The following is a 16211-nucleotide window of genomic DNA, read 5'->3' on the forward strand; positions in this document are numbered from 1 at the left end:
TGCGCATGGCACATGGGCGCCCACTCGCGAGGCGCCTGAAACATTTTGCAAAGTCTTAATACAGCGTTAAGCCGGGCCCTCACACAATCGCCCCCAGGTTCATCACAGAGGTTCCGAGCATGGAACTACCCTGGGCGCAGCATGATCGTCCCGTTGCCCGTATCGGGCGCGGCGATATTTACGAACTTCACCTGGCCTCCCCTGGCAGCGCACGTCGCTTTGCCCTGGAGCAGTTCATCCGCCAGCGCTTCGAGTTGCAGCACGGCGCACGCATCCGTCACTTCATGCCCTGCCTGTTCGGCCTGGAAAACCAGACCGGCCAGTTGCTCGGAGCGGTGGGCGTGCGCAGCGGTAACAGCGGCCCACTGTTTCTGGAGCGTTACCTGGACGAGCCGATCCAGAGCGCCATCAGTGCACGCCTGGGCAACTACGTGCCGGGCCGTGGCGAGTTGGTGGAAGTCGGCAACCTGGCTGCCGTCAGCCCCGGTGCCGCGCGCCTGCTGATCGTCGCCCTGACCGATCTGCTGGTGGCCCTGGGTTTTCGCTGGGTCACCTTCACCGGTACGCCGCCCCTGCTCAACAGCTTCCAACGCCTGGGGCTGACCCCCATCGCCCTCGGCGAAGCCGATCCGGCGCGCATGGGCGATGAGCTGCCCGACTGGGGCAGTTACTACGACAACCGTCCGCTGGTCATGGCCGGCGACATTCATGGCGGCCACCAGCGCCTGCTGCAGCTGGGCGCCTATCCGCGCCTCGGCCATCAACCGCTGTATGCCTTGGAGGAGATGCCCGATGTGGTCTGCAGCTGAATCCTACTTCGCCCGCCTGGCCGAGTTCGGCCCGCACATCGCCCTGGCCGAAGGCGAACGAACCCTGACCTATGCCGAACTGCTCGGCGCGATCGCCGTGCGGGGCAGGCACCTGCGCGCCCTAGGCGCCCACCGTGTGGCGCTGGCTCTGGACAACGGCATCGACTGGGTGCTGTGGGACCTGGCGACGCTGCACGCCGGCCTGGTCTGCGTGCCGGTACCGGCGTTCTTCTCCGCCGAGCAGCAGCGCCATGTGCTCGACAGTGCCGGCATCGACAGCCTGATCGGCGCCGGTGCTCCTGGCTTCGCCAGCGTGGAGAACAACATTTATCGCCGCACGGTCGTGCAGCCTGCCGAGCTGCATCCGGGCACCTGCAAGATCACCTTTACCTCCGGCACCACCGGCCAACCCAAGGGCGTGTGCCTGGACCTGGACACGCAACTGGCAGTGGCCGGAAGCCTGGTCAAGGCCAGCGCCAGCCGCGAGGTGCAACGGCACCTGTGCATCCTGCCGCTGGCGACCCTGCTGGAGAACATCGCCGGCGTCTACGCACCGCTGCTGGCCGGCGCACGCGTGGAACTGATGCCGATGGCGCAGATCGGCCTGACCGGTGCCAGCGGCTTCGACCTGGCGCGCTTTCTCCAGGCCCTGCACGCCGCCCAACCCCACAGCCTGATCCTGCTGCCACAACTGCTGCTGGCGCTGGTCAGCGCCGCCGAGCGCGGCCTGCCGCTGCCGAGTTCGCTGCGCTTCATCGCCGTCGGTGGCGGGCGGGTCTCCGCACAGTTGCTGGAGCGTGCCGACGCGCTCTATCTGCCGATCTTCGAGGGCTATGGCCTGTCCGAATGCGCCTCGGTGGTGTGCCTGAACACGCCCGAGCAACGCCGTATCGGCAGCACCGGCAAGCCGCTCGGCCATGCGCAGGTACAGTTGGCGGACGACGGCGAAGTGCTGGTCAAGGGCGCCCGCATGCTCGGTTACCTGGGTGAAGCGGCGCCACAGGGCGAATGGCTGAACACTGGCGACCTGGGCCATTTCGAGGACGGTTTCCTGGTCCTGCACGGGCGCAAGAAACATCTGTTCATCACCGCCTTCGGGCGCAACGTCAACCCGGAATGGGTCGAGTCCGAGCTGGTGCAACAGCTGCCCATCGCCCAGGCCTGGCTGCACGGCGAGGCGCTGCCGGCCAACGTCGCGGTGCTGGTGCCGCGCTTCGCCAATACCCCCGACGCGCAGTTGCAGAAAGTCGTGGACGCCGTCAACCACGGCCTGCCGGACTACGCCCGCGTGCACCACTGGCTGCGCGCCGATGCCCCTTTCAATGCGAGCAACGACCTGGCCACGGCCAATGGTCGCCTGCGCCGCGCTGCCCTGTTTTCCCATTACCAAGCCGCCATCGATGAGTTGATGGCAGAAGGAGTACACGCATGAGCTTCTACGAATCCCTGCTGGCCCAGACCCAAGCCGAGCGCGACTACCTGCTCGGCGCACCGATCATCCAGCAGGCCATGACCGGCCAGGTCGCCCTGCACAGCTACATCGCCTTCCTCACCGAGGCCTACCACCACGTCAAGCACACCTTACCGCTGATGATGGCCTGTGGCGCACGCCTGCCGGAGCGTCTGGAATGGCTACGCGAGGCCATCGCCGAGTACATCGAGGAAGAAACCGGCCACCAGGAGTGGGTGCTCAATGACATCGCCGTCTGTGGTGCCGACAAGGAAGCGGTGCGCAATGGCACCCCGCGCCTGCCCACCGAGCTGATGGTGGCCTATGTCTACGACCGCATCGCCCGACACAACCCGGTGAGTTTCTTCGGCATGGTCAATGTGCTCGAAGGCACCAGCATCGCCCTGGCCACACAAGCCGCCAGCATCATCCAGGACACGCTGCAGTTGCCGAACAAGGCCTTCAGCTACCTCAACTCCCACGGCAGCCTGGATCTGGAGCACATCGAATTCTTCAAGAAGCTGATGAACCAACTGGACACCGACGATGACAAGACCGCTGTGGTGCACACCGCCAAGGTCGTCTATCGCCTGTATGGCGACATGTTCCGCAGCCTGCCTCTGGTTGGCGAGGAGTAAGGTCATGCAACCGACGGATTGCCGTGCCCTGCTCACCGGCGCCAGTGGCGGCATCGGCCTGGCCCTGGCGCATCGTCTGGCCAGCGAAGGTGCCCATCTGCTGCTGGTCGGGCGGCGCCTGGAACCCCTACAACCGCTGTTGCAACGCTTCCCGCAGAACGTGCAACTGGTGCAGGCCGATATCGCCAGCCGCGCCGGGCGTGATGCACTGCTGGCCGCCGCGCAGAACTTCGGCGGGCTCAATTGCCTGATCAACGCCGCTGGAGTCAATCGTTTCAGCCTGCTCGACCAGCAGGACGAGCAGCAGATCGCCGAGCTGATCGGCCTCAACGTCACCGCAACACTTCAGCTCACCCAGCGCCTGCTACCACTGCTGCGGGCGCAACGGCGTGCGTTGGTGATCAACGTCGGCTCCACCTTCGGCGCCATCGGCTACCCCGGTTTCGCCGCATACTGCGCCAGCAAGTTCGCCCTGCGCGGTTTCTCCGAGGCGCTGCGCCGCGAGCTGGCCGACACTAATGTGCGAGTCCTCTACTTCGCGCCGCGCGCCACCCGTACGCCGATGAACGCCCCCAGCGTGGTGGCGATGAATGACGAGCTGGGCGTGGCCATGGACGATCCGGAAAAAGTCGCGGCCGAATTGCTGCAAGCCATCCGCCACGAGCAGGAAGAGCGCTATCTGGGATGGCCGGAACGCCTGTTCGTGCGCCTAAACGGCCTGCTGCCACGCGTGGTCGACCAGGCACTGCGCAAGCAGCTGCCGATCATCCAACGCTTCGCCCGTCATAAACACTGAGGACAATCTCGTGAACGCACTGCGTACCCTGATCATTGCCACGCTCGGTTTCGTCACCCTGCCCGCCTTCGCCCTCAGTGAAGGAGGCGAAGCGCAGTTGCAGCAGTTGCAGACGCGCTGGGCCGAGATCAACTACCAGACGCCGGAGAAGCAGCGCGAAGATGCCTGCGCCAAGCTCGTCAGCCAAGCCGATGCTGCGCTGGCCAGCGAGCCCAAGGCACCGGAGCTGCTGATCTGGCGCGGCATCATCCTCAGCACCCAGGCCGGCGCCAAGGGTGGTCTCGGTGCCCTGGGCCTGGTCAAAGAGGCCAAGGCTAGCCTGGAGCAGGCCTTGGCCATCGACCCGCAAGCCCTGGCCGGCTCGGCCTATACCAGCCTCGGCAGCCTCTACTATCAGGTGCCGGGCTGGCCAATTGGTTTCGGCGATGACAAAGAGGCCGAGAAAATGCTCAAGCAGGCGCTGGCGATAAACCCGGACGGTATCGATCCGAATTACTTCTACGGCGACTTCCTGCAACGGCAGAAGCGCTACGAGGAGTCTCGCGCCGCGCTGGAAAAGGCCCTGGCTGCCGAGGATCGCCCTGGCCGCGAACTGGCCGACCAGGGTCGCCGCGCAGAAGCCACAGCGCTTTTGCAGCAGGTGACAGGTAAACTCCAGTAACCCCCTGCAGGAGTGACCATGCGCATTCTTCTCGTCGAAGACGATCAGGCCCTGGGCGAAGGCATTCGCACCGCGCTGAAACCCGAAGGCTACACCGTGGACTGGCTGCAGGACGGCGCCAGCGCGCTGCATGCGCTGAGCCACGAGAGTTTCGAGCTGGCCATTCTCGACCTCGGCCTGCCGCGCATGGACGGCCTGCAGGTGCTCAAGCACCTGCGCGCCGCTGCCAACCCGGTGCCGGTGCTGGTGCTCACAGCGCGTGACGCCACCAGCGACCGCATCGCAGGGCTCGATGCTGGCGCCGACGATTACCTGGTCAAACCCTTCGATGTCGCCGAGCTCAAGGCACGCCTGCGTGCTCTGCTGCGGCGCAGTTTTCAGCGCCCGCAACCGGCGCTGGAATACCGCGGCATCAGCCTCGACCCGGCGAGCCAGGTGGTCGAATACCAGGGCCAGGTCATCAACCTGCCGCGCAAGGAGTTTCTCCTGCTGCACGAGTTGCTGATCCAGCCCGGTCGTGTGCTGACCCGCGACAAACTGCAACAGGCGCTCTACGGCTGGGATGAGGAAGTGGAAAGCAACGCCCTGGAGGTGCACGTACATCACCTGCGCAAAAAATTCTTTCCGGAGCTGATCCGCACGGTGCGCGGCGTCGGTTATCTGGTGGACAAATGAGGCTGCTGAAAACCTTTGGCTCCATCCGTACCCGCCTGCTCGCCCTGCTACTGCTGCTGGTCGCAGCCAGCTTCGGGCTGATCAGCTACAAGATCTACAACGACTCGGTGCATGAAGTGCGCGAGTTGTTCGACGCCCAGCTGTCGCAGACCGCGCGCCTGCTCATGGGGCTGGTGCGACATGACCTGAGTGAAAGTGAACGCAACGAGATGCAGGCCGTGCTCGACGAGGCGCTGCTGCTGCACAACGCGCGTAATCCGGACAACCTGCTCGGCCACGAATACGAAGGCAAGCTGGCCTTCCAGATGCTCGACGACGATGGTGAGCTGCTGTTCCAGTCCGCCAGTGCCCCTCCCGGCTTGCTCAACGACATGATCGCGCAGCTCGGCCTGGCTCTGCCCAATGATGACCAGCCCATGCGCGAGCGCCTGGCGCAACTGGCCCGCTATCTAATCGGTTATCACACGCTGAACATCGGCGAGCATCGCTGGCGCGTGTTCGTGCTGCATGACAGCCGCGACTACCACTGGGTGCTGGCGGGCGAGCGCGATGACGTGCGCGGCGAGCTGATCGGCAAGATCGCCCGACGCAGCTTGCAACCGCTGCTGATCGGTCTGCCCATCGTCGGCCTGCTGCTGTGGCTCACCGTTGGGTGGGGTTTGTATCCGCTCAAGCGCATGGCCGATGCCATTCGCGGCCGCGCTCCGGACAACCTGGCGCCGTTGGTCTTCCCGCCCTTGCCCAACGAACTGGAGCCGATGGCCGCCGCGCTCAACCGCCTGCTGATGCAAGTCAACCAGCTGCTCGAGCAGGAAAAGCGCTTTATTGCCGATGCCGCCCACGAGCTGCGTACGCCGCTGGCAGTGCTGCGCATTCATGCGCAGAACGCACTGGAAGCACCGGATGCTGGCGACCGTGAAGAGGCGCTGAGGCAATTGGGCAGCGGTGTCGACCGTGCCACCCGCGTAGTCGCGCAACTGCTGACGCTGGCCCGCCTCGATCCCAACGGTGTCCGCCTGAACATGGACCACCTTGACCTGCTGGCCTTCCTGCGTGGCGAGCTGGCCGAACTGACACCACTGGCGCTCAATCGCGGCCAGGAGCTGATTCTCGACGCTCAGGAACCAGGCGACTACCACCTGCCGGCGGATGCCCCCAGCCTGGGTATCCTGCTGCAGAACCTGGTGAGCAACGCCGTACAGTACACCCCGGCGGGCGGCTGCATTCAGGTACAGCTGCAGGCCACCACTCAGGACCTGCTGCTACAGGTCCTCGACAGTGGCCCAGGTGTGCCAGCAGAGTTGCGCGAGCGCTTGTTCGAGCGCTTCTTCCGCGTTGGTGAAGGCCAGGGCGCCGGGCTGGGATTGTCCATCGTGCGCCGCGTCGTTGAATTGCATCACGGTAGTATCGCCCTTGATGAGTCGCCGCTCGGCGGCCTGCGTGTCACCGTGCGCTTACCCCGGCGTCCCGGCAGCCTTGCTTGAGTGATCGCGATGGCGAGCCTCAACGATCAGATATAGCCATACCCAATCATCAAGATAGAGACAATCCGTTTTATCAATCGAAGCGTTTATCCAATCATGCACACCTGTTCAACAGCCACTACAGGAGTAACTTCGCATGAGCCTGATCAAACGTTTCTTCCAGCAATCCCAACCAAGCCAGCAACCGACCACCGCGACCGTGCAGGAGCACCCGAACTTCTGGATGTACCAGTGACTCAGCCGCTCGCCCCAACCACTCTCAGTGGCACCTGACGCCCGGCCTTCTGTGCCAGGTAGCGGGTGCAACTGACACGCAGGAACGAGGCGAAATTGACCACTTCGCCGCGAAAGTCCATGACCTCGTCATGCAACTTGGCGATCAGCTGATTGGTGGTCATGCCATCGACTTCGGCGATTTCACGCAGGATGTCCCAGAACTGGTTTTCCAGACGCAGCGTGGTAACCACCCCGCGGATGCGCAATGAGCGTGAACGCGACTCATAGAGAATCGGATCGGCCTTCACATAGAGTTCGCACATCGGCTTATCTCCTCACGAGCGTCGTAGCCCGGATGCAATCCGGGTAAATGATGCGCCAGCGGATTACATCCGGCTACGTTAGCTACAAGCGGATTTCAGTACCAAGTACCTTGAGAAACGCCGCCAGCCAAGCCGGATGCGCAGGCCAGGCCGGCGCGGTGACCAGCTTGCCCTGCACGTGCGCCTGGTCCACCGGGATTTCCACGTACTTGCCGCCGGCCAATGTCACTTCCGGCGCACAAGCAGGATAGGCGCTGCACTCACGTCCCTCCAGCACCCCGGCTGCCGCCAGCAGCTGGGCACCATGGCAGACGGCAGCGATGGGCTTGTCGGCTTTGGTGAAGGCCTTCACCAGGGCGATGACGTCGGCATTCAGGCGCAAGTATTCAGGAGCACGGCCACCGGGAATGACCAGAGCGTCGTAATCTTCGGCACGGACCTTGGCGAAATCGAAGTTGAGCGCAAAGTTGTGCCCCGGCTTTTCGCTGTAGGTCTGGTCGCCCTCGAAGTCGTGAATGGCGGTGCGTACCGTCTGGCCGGTTACCTTGTCCGGGCAGACCGCATGCACGGTGTGACCGACCATCTGCAGCGCCTGGAACGGCACCATGGTTTCGTAGTCCTCGGCGTAATCGCCGACCAGCATGAGAATCTTCTTGGCAGCCATGATCGTCTCCTGAAGGTAGGTGGAACGAACGCCATTATTCGCCCCTATTTCCTCCGACAGGTAACAGCCGGGTACTACTCCCCACTGCGCCCGATCAAATACCGAACGTATGCAACACCTCGCTGATCATGCGCTGCGGATGGGTAACGAAAAAGGCCAGCATCGCTGCCGGCCTTTCAGTGTTCGCATCTGCTTTAGAGCGTGTACTTCTGTAGATTCGCCATCATTTCCTTGAGCGCCTCGACGTTGTCAGCCGGGTGCGCAGCGCCTTCAAAATCGCAGATGCGTTGCCACTGCGCCGCAACATCCTCGGGGCTGAAGCCGGCCTTGGGGTCGAAACCGGCACCCAGGCTGCGCTCCCAACGCACCTTGCCAACCCAACCACCGCCGACTTCGAACAGGCCACCGGTGTCCTGGCAAGCAGCGCTGCCGAGGTACACCACCAGCGGGCTGACCAGCTCGGGTTTGAGTTGCTCGAACACCTGCGGCGGAATCAGTCCTTCGGTCATGCGCGTGGCACCGGTCGGTGCGATGGCGTTGACCAGAATGTTGTTCTTGCGCCCTTCGATGGCCAGTGTACGCGTCAGCCCGTACAGGCCGAGCTTGGCCATGCCGTAGTTGCTCTGGCCGAAGTTGCCGTAGATGCCGGAGGTCGACGAGGTGAAGATGACACGGCCGAAGTTCTGCTCGCGCAAGTGAGGCCAGGCCGCGTGAGTGATCTTGTAGGCGCCTTCGACATGAACCCTGTAGACCAGGTCCCAGTCGGCATCTTCCATCTTGTGGAAGCTCTTGTCGCGCAGAATGCCGGCGTTGTTGACCAGCACATCGATACGGCCGAAATGATCCAGCGCCGTCTGCACGATCTTGTCGCCATCGGTGACCGAGTCATGGTTGGCCACTGCAGTACCGCCGAAGGCGCGAATCTCTTCCACCACCTTGTCGGCCGCCGAAGCGTTGGCCCCTTCACCATGGGTGCTACCGCCGAGATCGTTGACCACCACCTTGGCGCCATGGCGGGCGAACAGCAGTGCATGGGCGCGGCCCAGGCCACCGCCGGCACCGGTGACTATGACCACTTGATCTTCGAAACGGATGGCATCGCTCATCGACAGCTCCCTCGGGCAGGTTGTGAATGCACCGAGTGTCAGGCAGCCCCGCGCGCTTCACAAGGCGCGCGGGGCTGCTGAATGACGGCCGATAATGCGACCTTATACGGCTCAGTTACCGGTGCCGGAACCCGAGCCAGAACCACTGCCGCCGGTACCGCTGCCATCACCCGAACCACCCCGGTCACCACCGGGATTGCCATCGGTGTTGGGGCCCTGCACCGGTGGGATGCCGTCGCCGTCATCAGCCGGATTCATCGGCGCATCCCCTGGAGCAGAGGGCATGGTAGGACCAGGGGAGCTGGTGCCATCAGACTCGGTTTCAGCAAAGGCAGGCAGCGCCATCGCGCCCAGAATCCCGCTCAGCAGCAATGCAGATAATTTCTTGTTCATGTTGTTCATGAGTAACCTCGACTTTCCTGTGAGTGACACAGTTACTGAGTCGCTCACGGCGCCGGAGGTTCGACAAAAATTATCGCAACGCTGACCCGCTCATCCTCGCGTGCGCTCAGGCAATACGAATCAGGCTGAGGTGGTTGTACAGGTGCAACACGTGCGCCTCGGCGTATTCGCCATGGTCCAGCGCGCCATAGGCGAAGTGCGGCTGTAGCGCACCCTGGTAATCGGCAAAACGCTCAAACGCCACCTGCAGTCGCTGCAAGGCCAAGGTCTGATCGGCTGGTTCGCTCAGCGCAGCGGCACCGGGAATTGCCTCATCCAGCGGATGACGCATGGCTCCGCGGGCGCTGAACACGGCGAACGCGGCTGGCCCGAGGCTATGGCGAAACCAGGCCGGTTTCAGCTCGGGATAACCGTCGATGGAATAATCGATGCTCTGAGCGCAGTGATTGAACACTTCGCTCGGGCTCCAGCCGCGAATGCTCTGCAGCATCTTGCCTTGCAGATCCGCCAGCACCTGGCGTGCGCCCTCCAGACTGACAACCGCCGGCCGTGGCCCGGCAGGCAAGGCCCAGTAGCCGGCGCCCAGTGCGGCGGCTCCGCCGAGCGCAGCGCCTTTGAGCAGGGTACGTCTACGCATGCGGACTCCTTGCATCGCTAAACTGCAGGTAATGCTCGAGCACCGCAGCCGGCGCCTCCAACTGTGGATAGTGGCCGATGCCGTCTAGCAGAACGGTGTCGGCGTCTGCGATCAACTCCCGGTAACGCGCCACCATATGCGCACCGGAGATGGGATCGAAGGCGCCATCTATCACCCGCATCGGCAGCGTCGTGGCCTGCATCGCCGTGACCCAGCGCTGCCGTTGCTGGCGCCGCTCGGGCATGTAGCGAATCAGACGATGCATCACCGCCGGGCCGTTGTTGTACGCCACCAGTTGCCAAAGGGCATCCAGTTCGGCTTCGCTGGCCTGGGTGTGCGGGCCGAAGATGCGGGCGAAACTCTGTGCCAGCTTGCGTCGTGAGAACAACCGCCCGATCAGCGGGCCAAGCGGCCCGAGCAGCAACTTCTGCACGCGCACCGGATGATGGGTTTCGGGGAACAGACCGCCGTTGAGGAACACGCAGCTCGCCAACTGCAGTTGCCCCTCCTGACGCCGCGCGATCAGCTCCTGGGCAACGCTGTCACCATAGTCGTGAGCCAGCACATGCACCGGGCGCCGTTCGCCGAGATGGGCCAGCAGCGCCTGCTGCAGATCGGCCTGTTCCAGCAGGCTATAGGCATGCCCACGCGGCTTGGCCGAGTAACCGAAACCCAGCATGTCGCAGGCGATCAGCCGGTAACGCTCGGCCAGCGGCGCCCACAGACGATGCCAGTCCCAACTGGCGCTGGGAAAGCCGTGAATCAGCAGCAGCGGCTGGGCTTGCGTGTCTCCAGCGGTCCAGTAACGAATCGTGTGACCACGAAAGTCCACCGCCTGGCTTTGCGCGCGCCATTCGTCCAGGGCGATACCTGGCAGCTCGCTCACTGGTCGTAACCTGGCATCTGCTGGTCCAGCTTGCGCAGCAGCGCTGGCCAAGGCAGCTCGCCGCCCATGCCCTGCGGCGTTTTCATCACACCGGCGATCATCGCCCGCGCGCCGTCGAGAATCTGCTGCGGAATGTGGATCAGCTCAGCACCGCCGCTCTGCGCCATGACCTGGATCTCGCAGGCACGCTGCAGGATGAACATGCCGAGGAAGGCGTCGGCGATGCCGCCGAAAGCCGTGAGCAGCCCATGGTTGGGCAGGATCATGAAGTTCTTGTCACCCAGGTCCGCCTGCAGCCGCGCTTTCTCGTCGTGATTCAGCGCCACGCCTTCATAGCCGTGGTAGGCCAGGCTGGCGAGGACGAACAGCGATTGCTGCGACAGGGGCAGCAAGCCCTGCTTCTGCGCCGACACGGCGATGCCCGCCGGGGTGTGAATGTGCAGCACGCAGCCGACATCGTGGCGCACCTCGTGCACGGCGCTGTGAATGGTGTAACCGGCCGGATTGATATCGAACGGGCTGTCCATCAGCTTGTTCCCCGCCAGGTCGACCTTGACCAGGCTCGACGCCGTGATTTCGTGGAACATCAGGCCATAGGGGTTGATCAGGAAATCTTCCGTACCCGGCACCTTGGCAGAGATATGGGTGAAGATCAGATCATCCCAGCCATAGAGGGCGATCAGCCGGTAGCAGGCGGCGAGGTCGACGCGTGCACGCCATTCGGCCTCGGAAACCAGATTCTTCACGGCAGGGAGTTTCAGCGGAGCATTCACGGCGGTCACCTCGATATTCTTGTTGGTCGGTGGTGTCCGCAGTCTAGCCAGGCGCGTCGCTGGCGGTAGTTGCCCTGGCAGCCATCTTGATGGCTTTGCGGGTCACGGCGCTGGCGCGCCGCGGTGCGATAGGCAGGTATTCGCGGCTTTTATCGCCGCTCAAACCAGCTCGGGGTAATCGCACGCCAGCAGCGGCCACTGCGCCTGAGCCTCGGCGTCATCGGCCAGCAGGCGAAAGCCCTCGAACTGGAACTCTGGCGCCACAGTGCAACCGACCAGCGTATAGGCGCCCGTCGAGCGCGCCGCCTGCCAGGCATTGGCCGCTACCGCGTGCTGCGGCATCTGCCCCTCACTGGCCGGCCCGAGCAACGCGCAGCGCACCGCGTGGGGGGTATCGGCTACCAATAACTGCAGAGGGTCGCCCTCGTGGAAGTGCCACAGCTCGTCGGCGTCGACCCGATGCCAGCGGCTGACCGCACCACCCGGCAGCAGGAACAGAATGGCGCTGGAAGCCGCCCGGCCCTGAGCATTGCGCTGCGCCGAAACGAACAGACGACGGTAGTAACCGCCCTCGGGATGCGCGGCAAGCCCGAGGCTGTCGATCAACTGGCGCGCGCGCGGGTGCATGTCAGGCCTTCAGCGCTGCCACGAAGGCTTGCAGCCAGGGTTCGGCATCGGTTTCAGGCGTGACGGTTTCACTGGAGTCCAGGCGCAGCATTTCCACCACTTCGCGCAGGCCGAGCTCGGCATACAGTTCACGCATCAGTTCACCGCCGCCACAGAAGGTGTCATAGCTGGAGTCGCCCAGCGCCAGCACTGCAGCCGGTTTGCCGCTCCAGGCCGGCAAGCGGTCTCTGATTTCGCTGTACAGCGGCAGCAGGTTGTCCGGCAGCTCACCCATGCCAGTGGTGGAGGTGACGGCAAGGAAAGCGTCCGGCGCGAAGGCCAGCAGCTCCTCAAGGCTCACGTTCGCTTTGTGCCAGGCATCCAGCCCAGCGGCCTTGAGCTGGCGCTCGGCGTGGCGAGCGACTTCCTCGGCCGTACCGTAGACCGAGCCCGAGAGAATGGCGACTTTCATGACAACTCCGGAAACAGGAAAAACGCCGCGCATTATGCCGCAAGTGGACAGCCCGACCCGATGTTTTAGAATGCAGCCCATATCCATCGCGGAACCGGACTCATGATCAATGCCAAACTGCTGCAACTGGTAGTCGACGCCTCCAACGATGGGATCGTGGTGGCCGAGCAGGAGGGCGAAGACAATATTCTGATCTACGCCAACGCGGCATTCGAGCGCCTGACCGGCTACCCCTGCGATGACATCCTCTATCAGGATTGCCGTTTCCTGCAGGGCACTGACCGTGCACAGCTCGGTCTGCAGGCCATTCGCGAAGCGGTCAAGGCGAACAAGCCCTGCCGACAGATCATTCGTAACTACCGCAAGGATGGCAGCGCGTTCTGGAACGAGCTATCGATCACTCCGGTGCTGAACGAAAGCGACCAGTTGACCTACTACATCGGTATCCAGAAGGATGTTACCGAACAGGTCGAAGCCAAGCAGCGGGTGCGTGAGCTGGAGGCAGAGGTCGCCGAGCTGAAGGCCGAGCTGGCGCGCCTGAAAAGCTGACGAACGGATAAAACTATCCTTCGCCAGCGCAGTCAGATGGGTTTGACCCCGTGCAGTATCATCCCATGCAAAGCGATCCGCTGCTGACTCAGGACGAACTGGATTTCATCCAGAAGATTCTCTTCAAACCTCCGCCAAAGCGGCGCCCTAACGCAGCGCCGCCACTGGCTCTGGGCGAACGGCTCAGTGAGCTGCTGGCTCGCCTGGGCAACGAAGAACAGCTAAGCCTGGACACGCATACCGACAATCAGCATCTGAGCTTCCCCCTGCACCTGATCCAGGACGACCACAGTCAGTCACGCCTGGAGCTGGGCGCCCCGCTGATCTTCGAACAAGGGGTAAGCGAACGCCCATGGCGTCTTGTTCTGCCCACGGCATTGACGCTGCTGGACGGCAGCGACCAGCCCAGTGGCCTGAAGGCGCTGGAGCTGTCGAACAATGGAATTCTGGTGGAATACAGCAGAACAGGCACGCCGGCCAAGGATCAGTTGCTGCAACTGCTTTTGCCCCAGGAGCGCCGCGTTCAACTGCGCGCGCGGCTAGCGAGGCGCGTTAGCCAGAAGCGTTACGCTTACAGCCTGCAGACGCTACATACGGAAGATGAGCAGACCCTGCGTCAGTACCTGTTCGAACAGCACAGCGAACAACAGTCGCAGAGCATAGCAATCAGCTGAAGCTCAGTAGCCTGGACCACCTCAGGTATCGAGATGGCCAGCCAGAAACTGCTGCATGCGACGCTGCATCAGGCGTCCTTCGTTACCCAGGCAGGCAATGGGCGAACCGGCCAGACTTTCCTCCGCCAGATCGGCACTGTCACCGGCCAGCAGCAGCGGACACTCCAGACCCAGCGCCAGACGCGCCAGTTGCCGCGGGAACTCCTCGCCTGGCGGCTGGTTGCTGAAGACCACCAGCGCCTGGGGTTGCATGCGTTCACAGACCAAGGCCAGATCGGTCATGGGTACGCCTGGCCCCATCACCGACACGTCGACGTCCTGATTGCCCAGCAGCAACGCTGCAACCAGCAACTCCAGTTCCCGGCAGTGGCCAGGTAGCGCCACCAGCAGCACGCGTTCACGCGAATCATCACGCCCCAATTGCAGACGCTGCCAGCAGCGCCCACGCAGGAAGCCGTCGAGCATCAGCCACTCGCCACGCAGGCCGACTTCGTCCTGACGCAGCAGCAGTTCCTGCCACACCGGCATGAAAATATCCTGGAACACCACTGGCAGCGGATAGCAGGAGAAGATCTGCCCATACAAGCGCTCCAGACGAGGCTCATCGAAGTTCTGCAGCGCGCTACGCACCTGGCCCTGCCACTGGCTCCAGTCGTCACTGCTGACTTCGTTATAGGCCGGCGTGGCGACGCTGCGACTGCTGGCGCTCTTGGCCAGGATCGAGCCGACCTTGCTGACTGCGACGCCACGTTCGATCCAGGCGAGGATGCTGCGCACCGCATCGATATCGGCCTGCGAGTAGAGACGATGGCCGCTGTCGGTACGTGTCGGTTGAATGAGGCCGTAACGCCGCTCCCAGGCACGCAGGGTGACCGGATTGACGCCGGTAAGGCGAGAAACCTCGCGGATGGGGAACAGCTCTTCCTGCTTCAAAGCGCTGGACGCAAGCGATGTGACAGAGGCGAGTTCGGGCATGGCTTCGGCATCATGGCAACGAATGTAGAGGGATTGTAACCCAGCTTGGCCAGGCTTACATTGTGCAAGAATTATACAAGGCAGCCACATGCACAACCCCGCCTGGCCATTGACCCTCTATTTCGACGGCGACTGTCCGCTCTGCGCCCGTGAAATCCGTCTACTCAGCCAGCACGCATCGCCCCAGCGGCTGCTGCTCGTGGATATTTCTGCCGCGGACTTCGATCCACTGCCATTGGGGCTGTCTCTGACTGCGATGCAGAATCGCCTGCACGCTCGCTGGGCCGACGGCACCTGGTTGCTGGGCCTTGATGCCAGCCTCTGGAGCTGGGAAGCCGCGGGCCTGGGAACCTGGGTGGCGCCCTTGCGCTGGCGACCGCTGCGCCCACTGCTGGAATGTGGCTACCGACTGTTCTGCCGCCTGCGCCCTCATCTGGCGCGGCTACCGCACTCTGACGGTGCGGCGCGCTGCCGAAAGGGCGACATCTGCTCGACTCAACGCCCGCCATCAGCTGACGCTGGCTAATTTTCGCAAAACGGGAATAATCCTTGCTGCATTGTTTGTCGAGCACATCACCCCGTGCTCGACCACGCCCAACGCCATACCCCGGCTGACGGCAACACCCGAGGAGATACACAATGTCCCCCGTTACCCTGATGGTGGCGCGCCGCGTCGCCAATGGCCGTTATCACGATTTCATCGCCTGGCTGCGTGAAGGCGAACATCTGGCCACCGACTTCCCTGGCTACCTCGGCTCCGGCGTACTGGCACCGCCTGCCGGCGATGATGAGTTCCAGATCGTTTTCCGTTTCAGCGACGAACAGACCATGGCTTCCTGGGAGCACTCGGCCTCGCGCCAGGCCTGGCTGCAGCGGGGTGCGGGCCTTTTTGCACAACCGCAGGAGAAGCGTGCAGTCGGCCTTGACGCCTGGTTCGGCAGTGCCCATCGACAGCCTCCGCGCTGGAAGCAGAGCGTGGCGATCTGGCTGGCGTTCTTTCCGGTGTCCCTAGCCTTCAATTTGCTGTTCGGCCCCTGGCTCGCCGACCTTTCGCTGGTCACCCGCGTGCTGCTGTCGACGCTGGCCTTGACGCCACTGATGACCTACTGGTTCATCCCGCTTTCCACTCGCCTGCTGGAACCCTGGCTACATGGTAACTACCCGCAGCGCCTGAGCAGGCGAGCTGCCAGCATCGGCAAGCCCTGAAAGCATCCACTTCCACCAATCGGCCAGCCTCGTGCTGGCCGATTTCGTTGTAAAGCAGCCAATATCTGTACAAAAACACTAACTCGTACAGGTAAAGTACAAAATACCCTTCTCAACCACCTCAGTAAAAATCCTTAAAACTCAGCAAAATAGGCAAATCCACTCAGGCTGATAGCAAAACCACATGCCGCACATGGTTGTACAACCTG

Annotated in this window: 21 protein-coding genes; 11 read left to right on the forward strand and 10 right to left on the reverse strand. The window is 63.1% G+C overall.

Annotated elements, in window-relative coordinates:
• The first annotated feature begins 119 nt into the window (after nt 1-119).
• Genes JWV26_RS03430 through JWV26_RS03460 form a run of 7 tightly spaced genes read left to right on the forward strand, consistent with a single transcriptional unit; the run spans nt 120 to nt 6513 of the window.
• Nucleotides 120-809 carry a thermostable hemolysin gene (locus tag JWV26_RS03430; protein WP_206418408.1) on the forward strand — a complete coding sequence of 230 codons (690 nt, stop codon included), beginning with the start codon at nt 120-122 and terminating at the stop codon, nt 807-809.
• Nucleotides 793-2241, forward strand: coding sequence for an AMP-binding protein (locus tag JWV26_RS03435; RefSeq protein ID WP_206418409.1), 1449 nt, complete (start codon nt 793-795; stop codon nt 2239-2241). The genes JWV26_RS03430 and JWV26_RS03435 overlap by 17 nt, the downstream gene beginning before the upstream one ends.
• The gene (locus JWV26_RS03440) at nt 2238-2897 is read left to right on the forward strand and encodes an iron-containing redox enzyme family protein (RefSeq protein WP_206418410.1); all 660 of its coding nucleotides are present in this window, start codon (nt 2238-2240) and stop codon (nt 2895-2897) included. Before JWV26_RS03435 ends, JWV26_RS03440 begins: the two co-directional genes overlap by 4 nt.
• Nucleotides 2898-2901: 4 nt before the next feature.
• Entirely contained in the window at nt 2902-3693 is a 792-nt protein-coding gene (locus JWV26_RS03445) for an SDR family oxidoreductase (RefSeq protein ID WP_196458461.1), read from the forward strand.
• A gap of 10 nt (nt 3694-3703) precedes the next feature.
• Nucleotides 3704-4354: a tetratricopeptide repeat protein gene (locus tag JWV26_RS03450; protein WP_074916954.1), complete on the forward strand. Its 651-nt coding sequence runs from the start codon at nt 3704-3706 to the stop codon at nt 4352-4354.
• An 18-nt stretch (nt 4355-4372) separates the two neighbouring features.
• Nucleotides 4373-5029, forward strand: coding sequence for a response regulator transcription factor (locus JWV26_RS03455; protein ID WP_021490245.1), 657 nt, complete (start codon nt 4373-4375; stop codon nt 5027-5029).
• The gene (locus JWV26_RS03460) at nt 5026-6513 is read left to right on the forward strand and encodes an ATP-binding protein (RefSeq protein WP_093050094.1); all 1488 of its coding nucleotides are present in this window, start codon (nt 5026-5028) and stop codon (nt 6511-6513) included. The genes JWV26_RS03455 and JWV26_RS03460 overlap by 4 nt, the downstream gene beginning before the upstream one ends.
• Nucleotides 6514-6749: 236 nt before the next feature.
• Here the strand turns inward: JWV26_RS03460 and JWV26_RS03465 are convergent, their stop codons facing one another.
• The 9 genes from JWV26_RS03465 to JWV26_RS03505 all read right to left on the reverse strand — a co-directional run bounded on the left by JWV26_RS03465 (nt 6750) and on the right by JWV26_RS03505 (nt 12598).
• Nucleotides 6750-7052, reverse strand: a complete 303-nt coding sequence (locus JWV26_RS03465; protein WP_017675012.1) for a ribbon-helix-helix domain-containing protein — start codon at nt 7050-7052, stop codon at nt 6750-6752.
• A gap of 82 nt (nt 7053-7134) precedes the next feature.
• Nucleotides 7135-7716 (reverse strand): DJ-1/PfpI family protein, encoded by a 582-nt coding sequence (locus JWV26_RS03470; RefSeq protein WP_021490248.1) that lies wholly within the window; start codon nt 7714-7716, stop codon nt 7135-7137.
• A 194-nt stretch (nt 7717-7910) separates the two neighbouring features.
• A complete protein-coding gene (locus tag JWV26_RS03475; protein WP_206418411.1) occupies nt 7911-8822 on the reverse strand; it encodes an SDR family oxidoreductase in 912 nt (303 codons plus the stop codon).
• Between the two features lie 111 nt (nt 8823-8933).
• Nucleotides 8934-9224, reverse strand: coding sequence for a hypothetical protein (locus JWV26_RS03480; protein WP_072425804.1), 291 nt, complete (start codon nt 9222-9224; stop codon nt 8934-8936).
• Between the two features lie 106 nt (nt 9225-9330).
• Nucleotides 9331-9861, reverse strand: coding sequence for a DUF1569 domain-containing protein (locus JWV26_RS03485; RefSeq protein ID WP_074916961.1), 531 nt, complete (start codon nt 9859-9861; stop codon nt 9331-9333).
• Nucleotides 9854-10747 carry an alpha/beta fold hydrolase gene (locus JWV26_RS03490; RefSeq protein ID WP_206418412.1) on the reverse strand — a complete coding sequence of 298 codons (894 nt, stop codon included), beginning with the start codon at nt 10745-10747 and terminating at the stop codon, nt 9854-9856. Before JWV26_RS03490 ends, JWV26_RS03485 begins: the two co-directional genes overlap by 8 nt.
• Entirely contained in the window at nt 10744-11520 is a 777-nt protein-coding gene (locus JWV26_RS03495; RefSeq protein WP_420890289.1) for a class II aldolase/adducin family protein, read from the reverse strand. The genes JWV26_RS03490 and JWV26_RS03495 overlap by 4 nt, the downstream gene beginning before the upstream one ends.
• Before the next feature lie 159 nt (nt 11521-11679).
• The gene (locus tag JWV26_RS03500) at nt 11680-12147 is read right to left on the reverse strand and encodes a cupin domain-containing protein (protein ID WP_206418414.1); all 468 of its coding nucleotides are present in this window, start codon (nt 12145-12147) and stop codon (nt 11680-11682) included.
• A 1-nt stretch (nt 12148) separates the two neighbouring features.
• Nucleotides 12149-12598 (reverse strand): flavodoxin, encoded by a 450-nt coding sequence (locus tag JWV26_RS03505; protein WP_206418415.1) that lies wholly within the window; start codon nt 12596-12598, stop codon nt 12149-12151.
• A gap of 102 nt (nt 12599-12700) precedes the next feature.
• Here JWV26_RS03505 and JWV26_RS03510 point away from each other — a divergent pair, with 102 nt between their 5' ends.
• Nucleotides 12701-13147, forward strand: coding sequence for a PAS sensor domain-containing protein (locus JWV26_RS03510; protein ID WP_003462439.1), 447 nt, complete (start codon nt 12701-12703; stop codon nt 13145-13147).
• A gap of 65 nt (nt 13148-13212) precedes the next feature.
• The gene (locus JWV26_RS03515) at nt 13213-13821 is read left to right on the forward strand and encodes a hypothetical protein (protein ID WP_072425809.1); all 609 of its coding nucleotides are present in this window, start codon (nt 13213-13215) and stop codon (nt 13819-13821) included.
• A 21-nt stretch (nt 13822-13842) separates the two neighbouring features.
• Here the strand turns inward: JWV26_RS03515 and JWV26_RS03520 are convergent, their stop codons facing one another.
• Nucleotides 13843-14796, reverse strand: a complete 954-nt coding sequence (locus tag JWV26_RS03520; RefSeq protein ID WP_021490254.1) for a MerR family transcriptional regulator — start codon at nt 14794-14796, stop codon at nt 13843-13845.
• An 88-nt stretch (nt 14797-14884) separates the two neighbouring features.
• Here JWV26_RS03520 and JWV26_RS03525 point away from each other — a divergent pair, with 88 nt between their 5' ends.
• Together JWV26_RS03525 and JWV26_RS03530 are read left to right on the forward strand one after the other, a co-directional pair.
• Nucleotides 14885-15322 (forward strand): thiol-disulfide oxidoreductase DCC family protein, encoded by a 438-nt coding sequence (locus JWV26_RS03525; protein WP_206418416.1) that lies wholly within the window; start codon nt 14885-14887, stop codon nt 15320-15322.
• 113 nt (nt 15323-15435) lie between these two features.
• Nucleotides 15436-16002 carry an antibiotic biosynthesis monooxygenase gene (locus tag JWV26_RS03530; protein WP_206418417.1) on the forward strand — a complete coding sequence of 189 codons (567 nt, stop codon included), beginning with the start codon at nt 15436-15438 and terminating at the stop codon, nt 16000-16002.
• The last annotated feature ends 209 nt before the right edge of the window (nt 16003-16211 follow it).

The organism is Ectopseudomonas toyotomiensis (assembly GCF_017167985.1).
Taxonomy (GTDB): Bacteria; Pseudomonadota; Gammaproteobacteria; order Pseudomonadales; family Pseudomonadaceae; genus Aquipseudomonas; species Aquipseudomonas toyotomiensis.

Coding starts and splice junctions, on each gene's coding strand:
- JWV26_RS03430 (WP_206418408.1), top strand. CDS start 120: ATGGAACTACCCTGGGCGCAGCATGATCGTCCCGTTGCCCGTATCGGG.
- JWV26_RS03505 (WP_206418415.1), bottom strand. CDS start 12,598: ATGAAAGTCGCCATTCTCTCGGGCTCGGTCTACGGTACGGCCGAGGAA.
- JWV26_RS03455 (WP_021490245.1), top strand. CDS start 4,373: ATGCGCATTCTTCTCGTCGAAGACGATCAGGCCCTGGGCGAAGGCATT.
- JWV26_RS03485 (WP_074916961.1), bottom strand. CDS start 9,861: ATGCGTAGACGTACCCTGCTCAAAGGCGCTGCGCTCGGCGGAGCCGCC.
- JWV26_RS03435 (WP_206418409.1), top strand. CDS start 793: ATGTGGTCTGCAGCTGAATCCTACTTCGCCCGCCTGGCCGAGTTCGGC.
- JWV26_RS03475 (WP_206418411.1), bottom strand. CDS start 8,822: ATGAGCGATGCCATCCGTTTCGAAGATCAAGTGGTCATAGTCACCGGT.
- JWV26_RS03500 (WP_206418414.1), bottom strand. CDS start 12,147: ATGCACCCGCGCGCGCGCCAGTTGATCGACAGCCTCGGGCTTGCCGCG.
- JWV26_RS03460 (WP_093050094.1), top strand. CDS start 5,026: ATGAGGCTGCTGAAAACCTTTGGCTCCATCCGTACCCGCCTGCTCGCC.
- JWV26_RS03510 (WP_003462439.1), top strand. CDS start 12,701: ATGATCAATGCCAAACTGCTGCAACTGGTAGTCGACGCCTCCAACGAT.
- JWV26_RS03480 (WP_072425804.1), bottom strand. CDS start 9,224: ATGAACAACATGAACAAGAAATTATCTGCATTGCTGCTGAGCGGGATT.
- JWV26_RS03470 (WP_021490248.1), bottom strand. CDS start 7,716: ATGGCTGCCAAGAAGATTCTCATGCTGGTCGGCGATTACGCCGAGGAC.
- JWV26_RS03530 (WP_206418417.1), top strand. CDS start 15,436: ATGTCCCCCGTTACCCTGATGGTGGCGCGCCGCGTCGCCAATGGCCGT.
- JWV26_RS03440 (WP_206418410.1), top strand. CDS start 2,238: ATGAGCTTCTACGAATCCCTGCTGGCCCAGACCCAAGCCGAGCGCGAC.
- JWV26_RS03465 (WP_017675012.1), bottom strand. CDS start 7,052: ATGTGCGAACTCTATGTGAAGGCCGATCCGATTCTCTATGAGTCGCGT.
- JWV26_RS03525 (WP_206418416.1), top strand. CDS start 14,885: ATGCACAACCCCGCCTGGCCATTGACCCTCTATTTCGACGGCGACTGT.
- JWV26_RS03445 (WP_196458461.1), top strand. CDS start 2,902: ATGCAACCGACGGATTGCCGTGCCCTGCTCACCGGCGCCAGTGGCGGC.
- JWV26_RS03520 (WP_021490254.1), bottom strand. CDS start 14,796: ATGCCCGAACTCGCCTCTGTCACATCGCTTGCGTCCAGCGCTTTGAAG.
- JWV26_RS03515 (WP_072425809.1), top strand. CDS start 13,213: ATGCAAAGCGATCCGCTGCTGACTCAGGACGAACTGGATTTCATCCAG.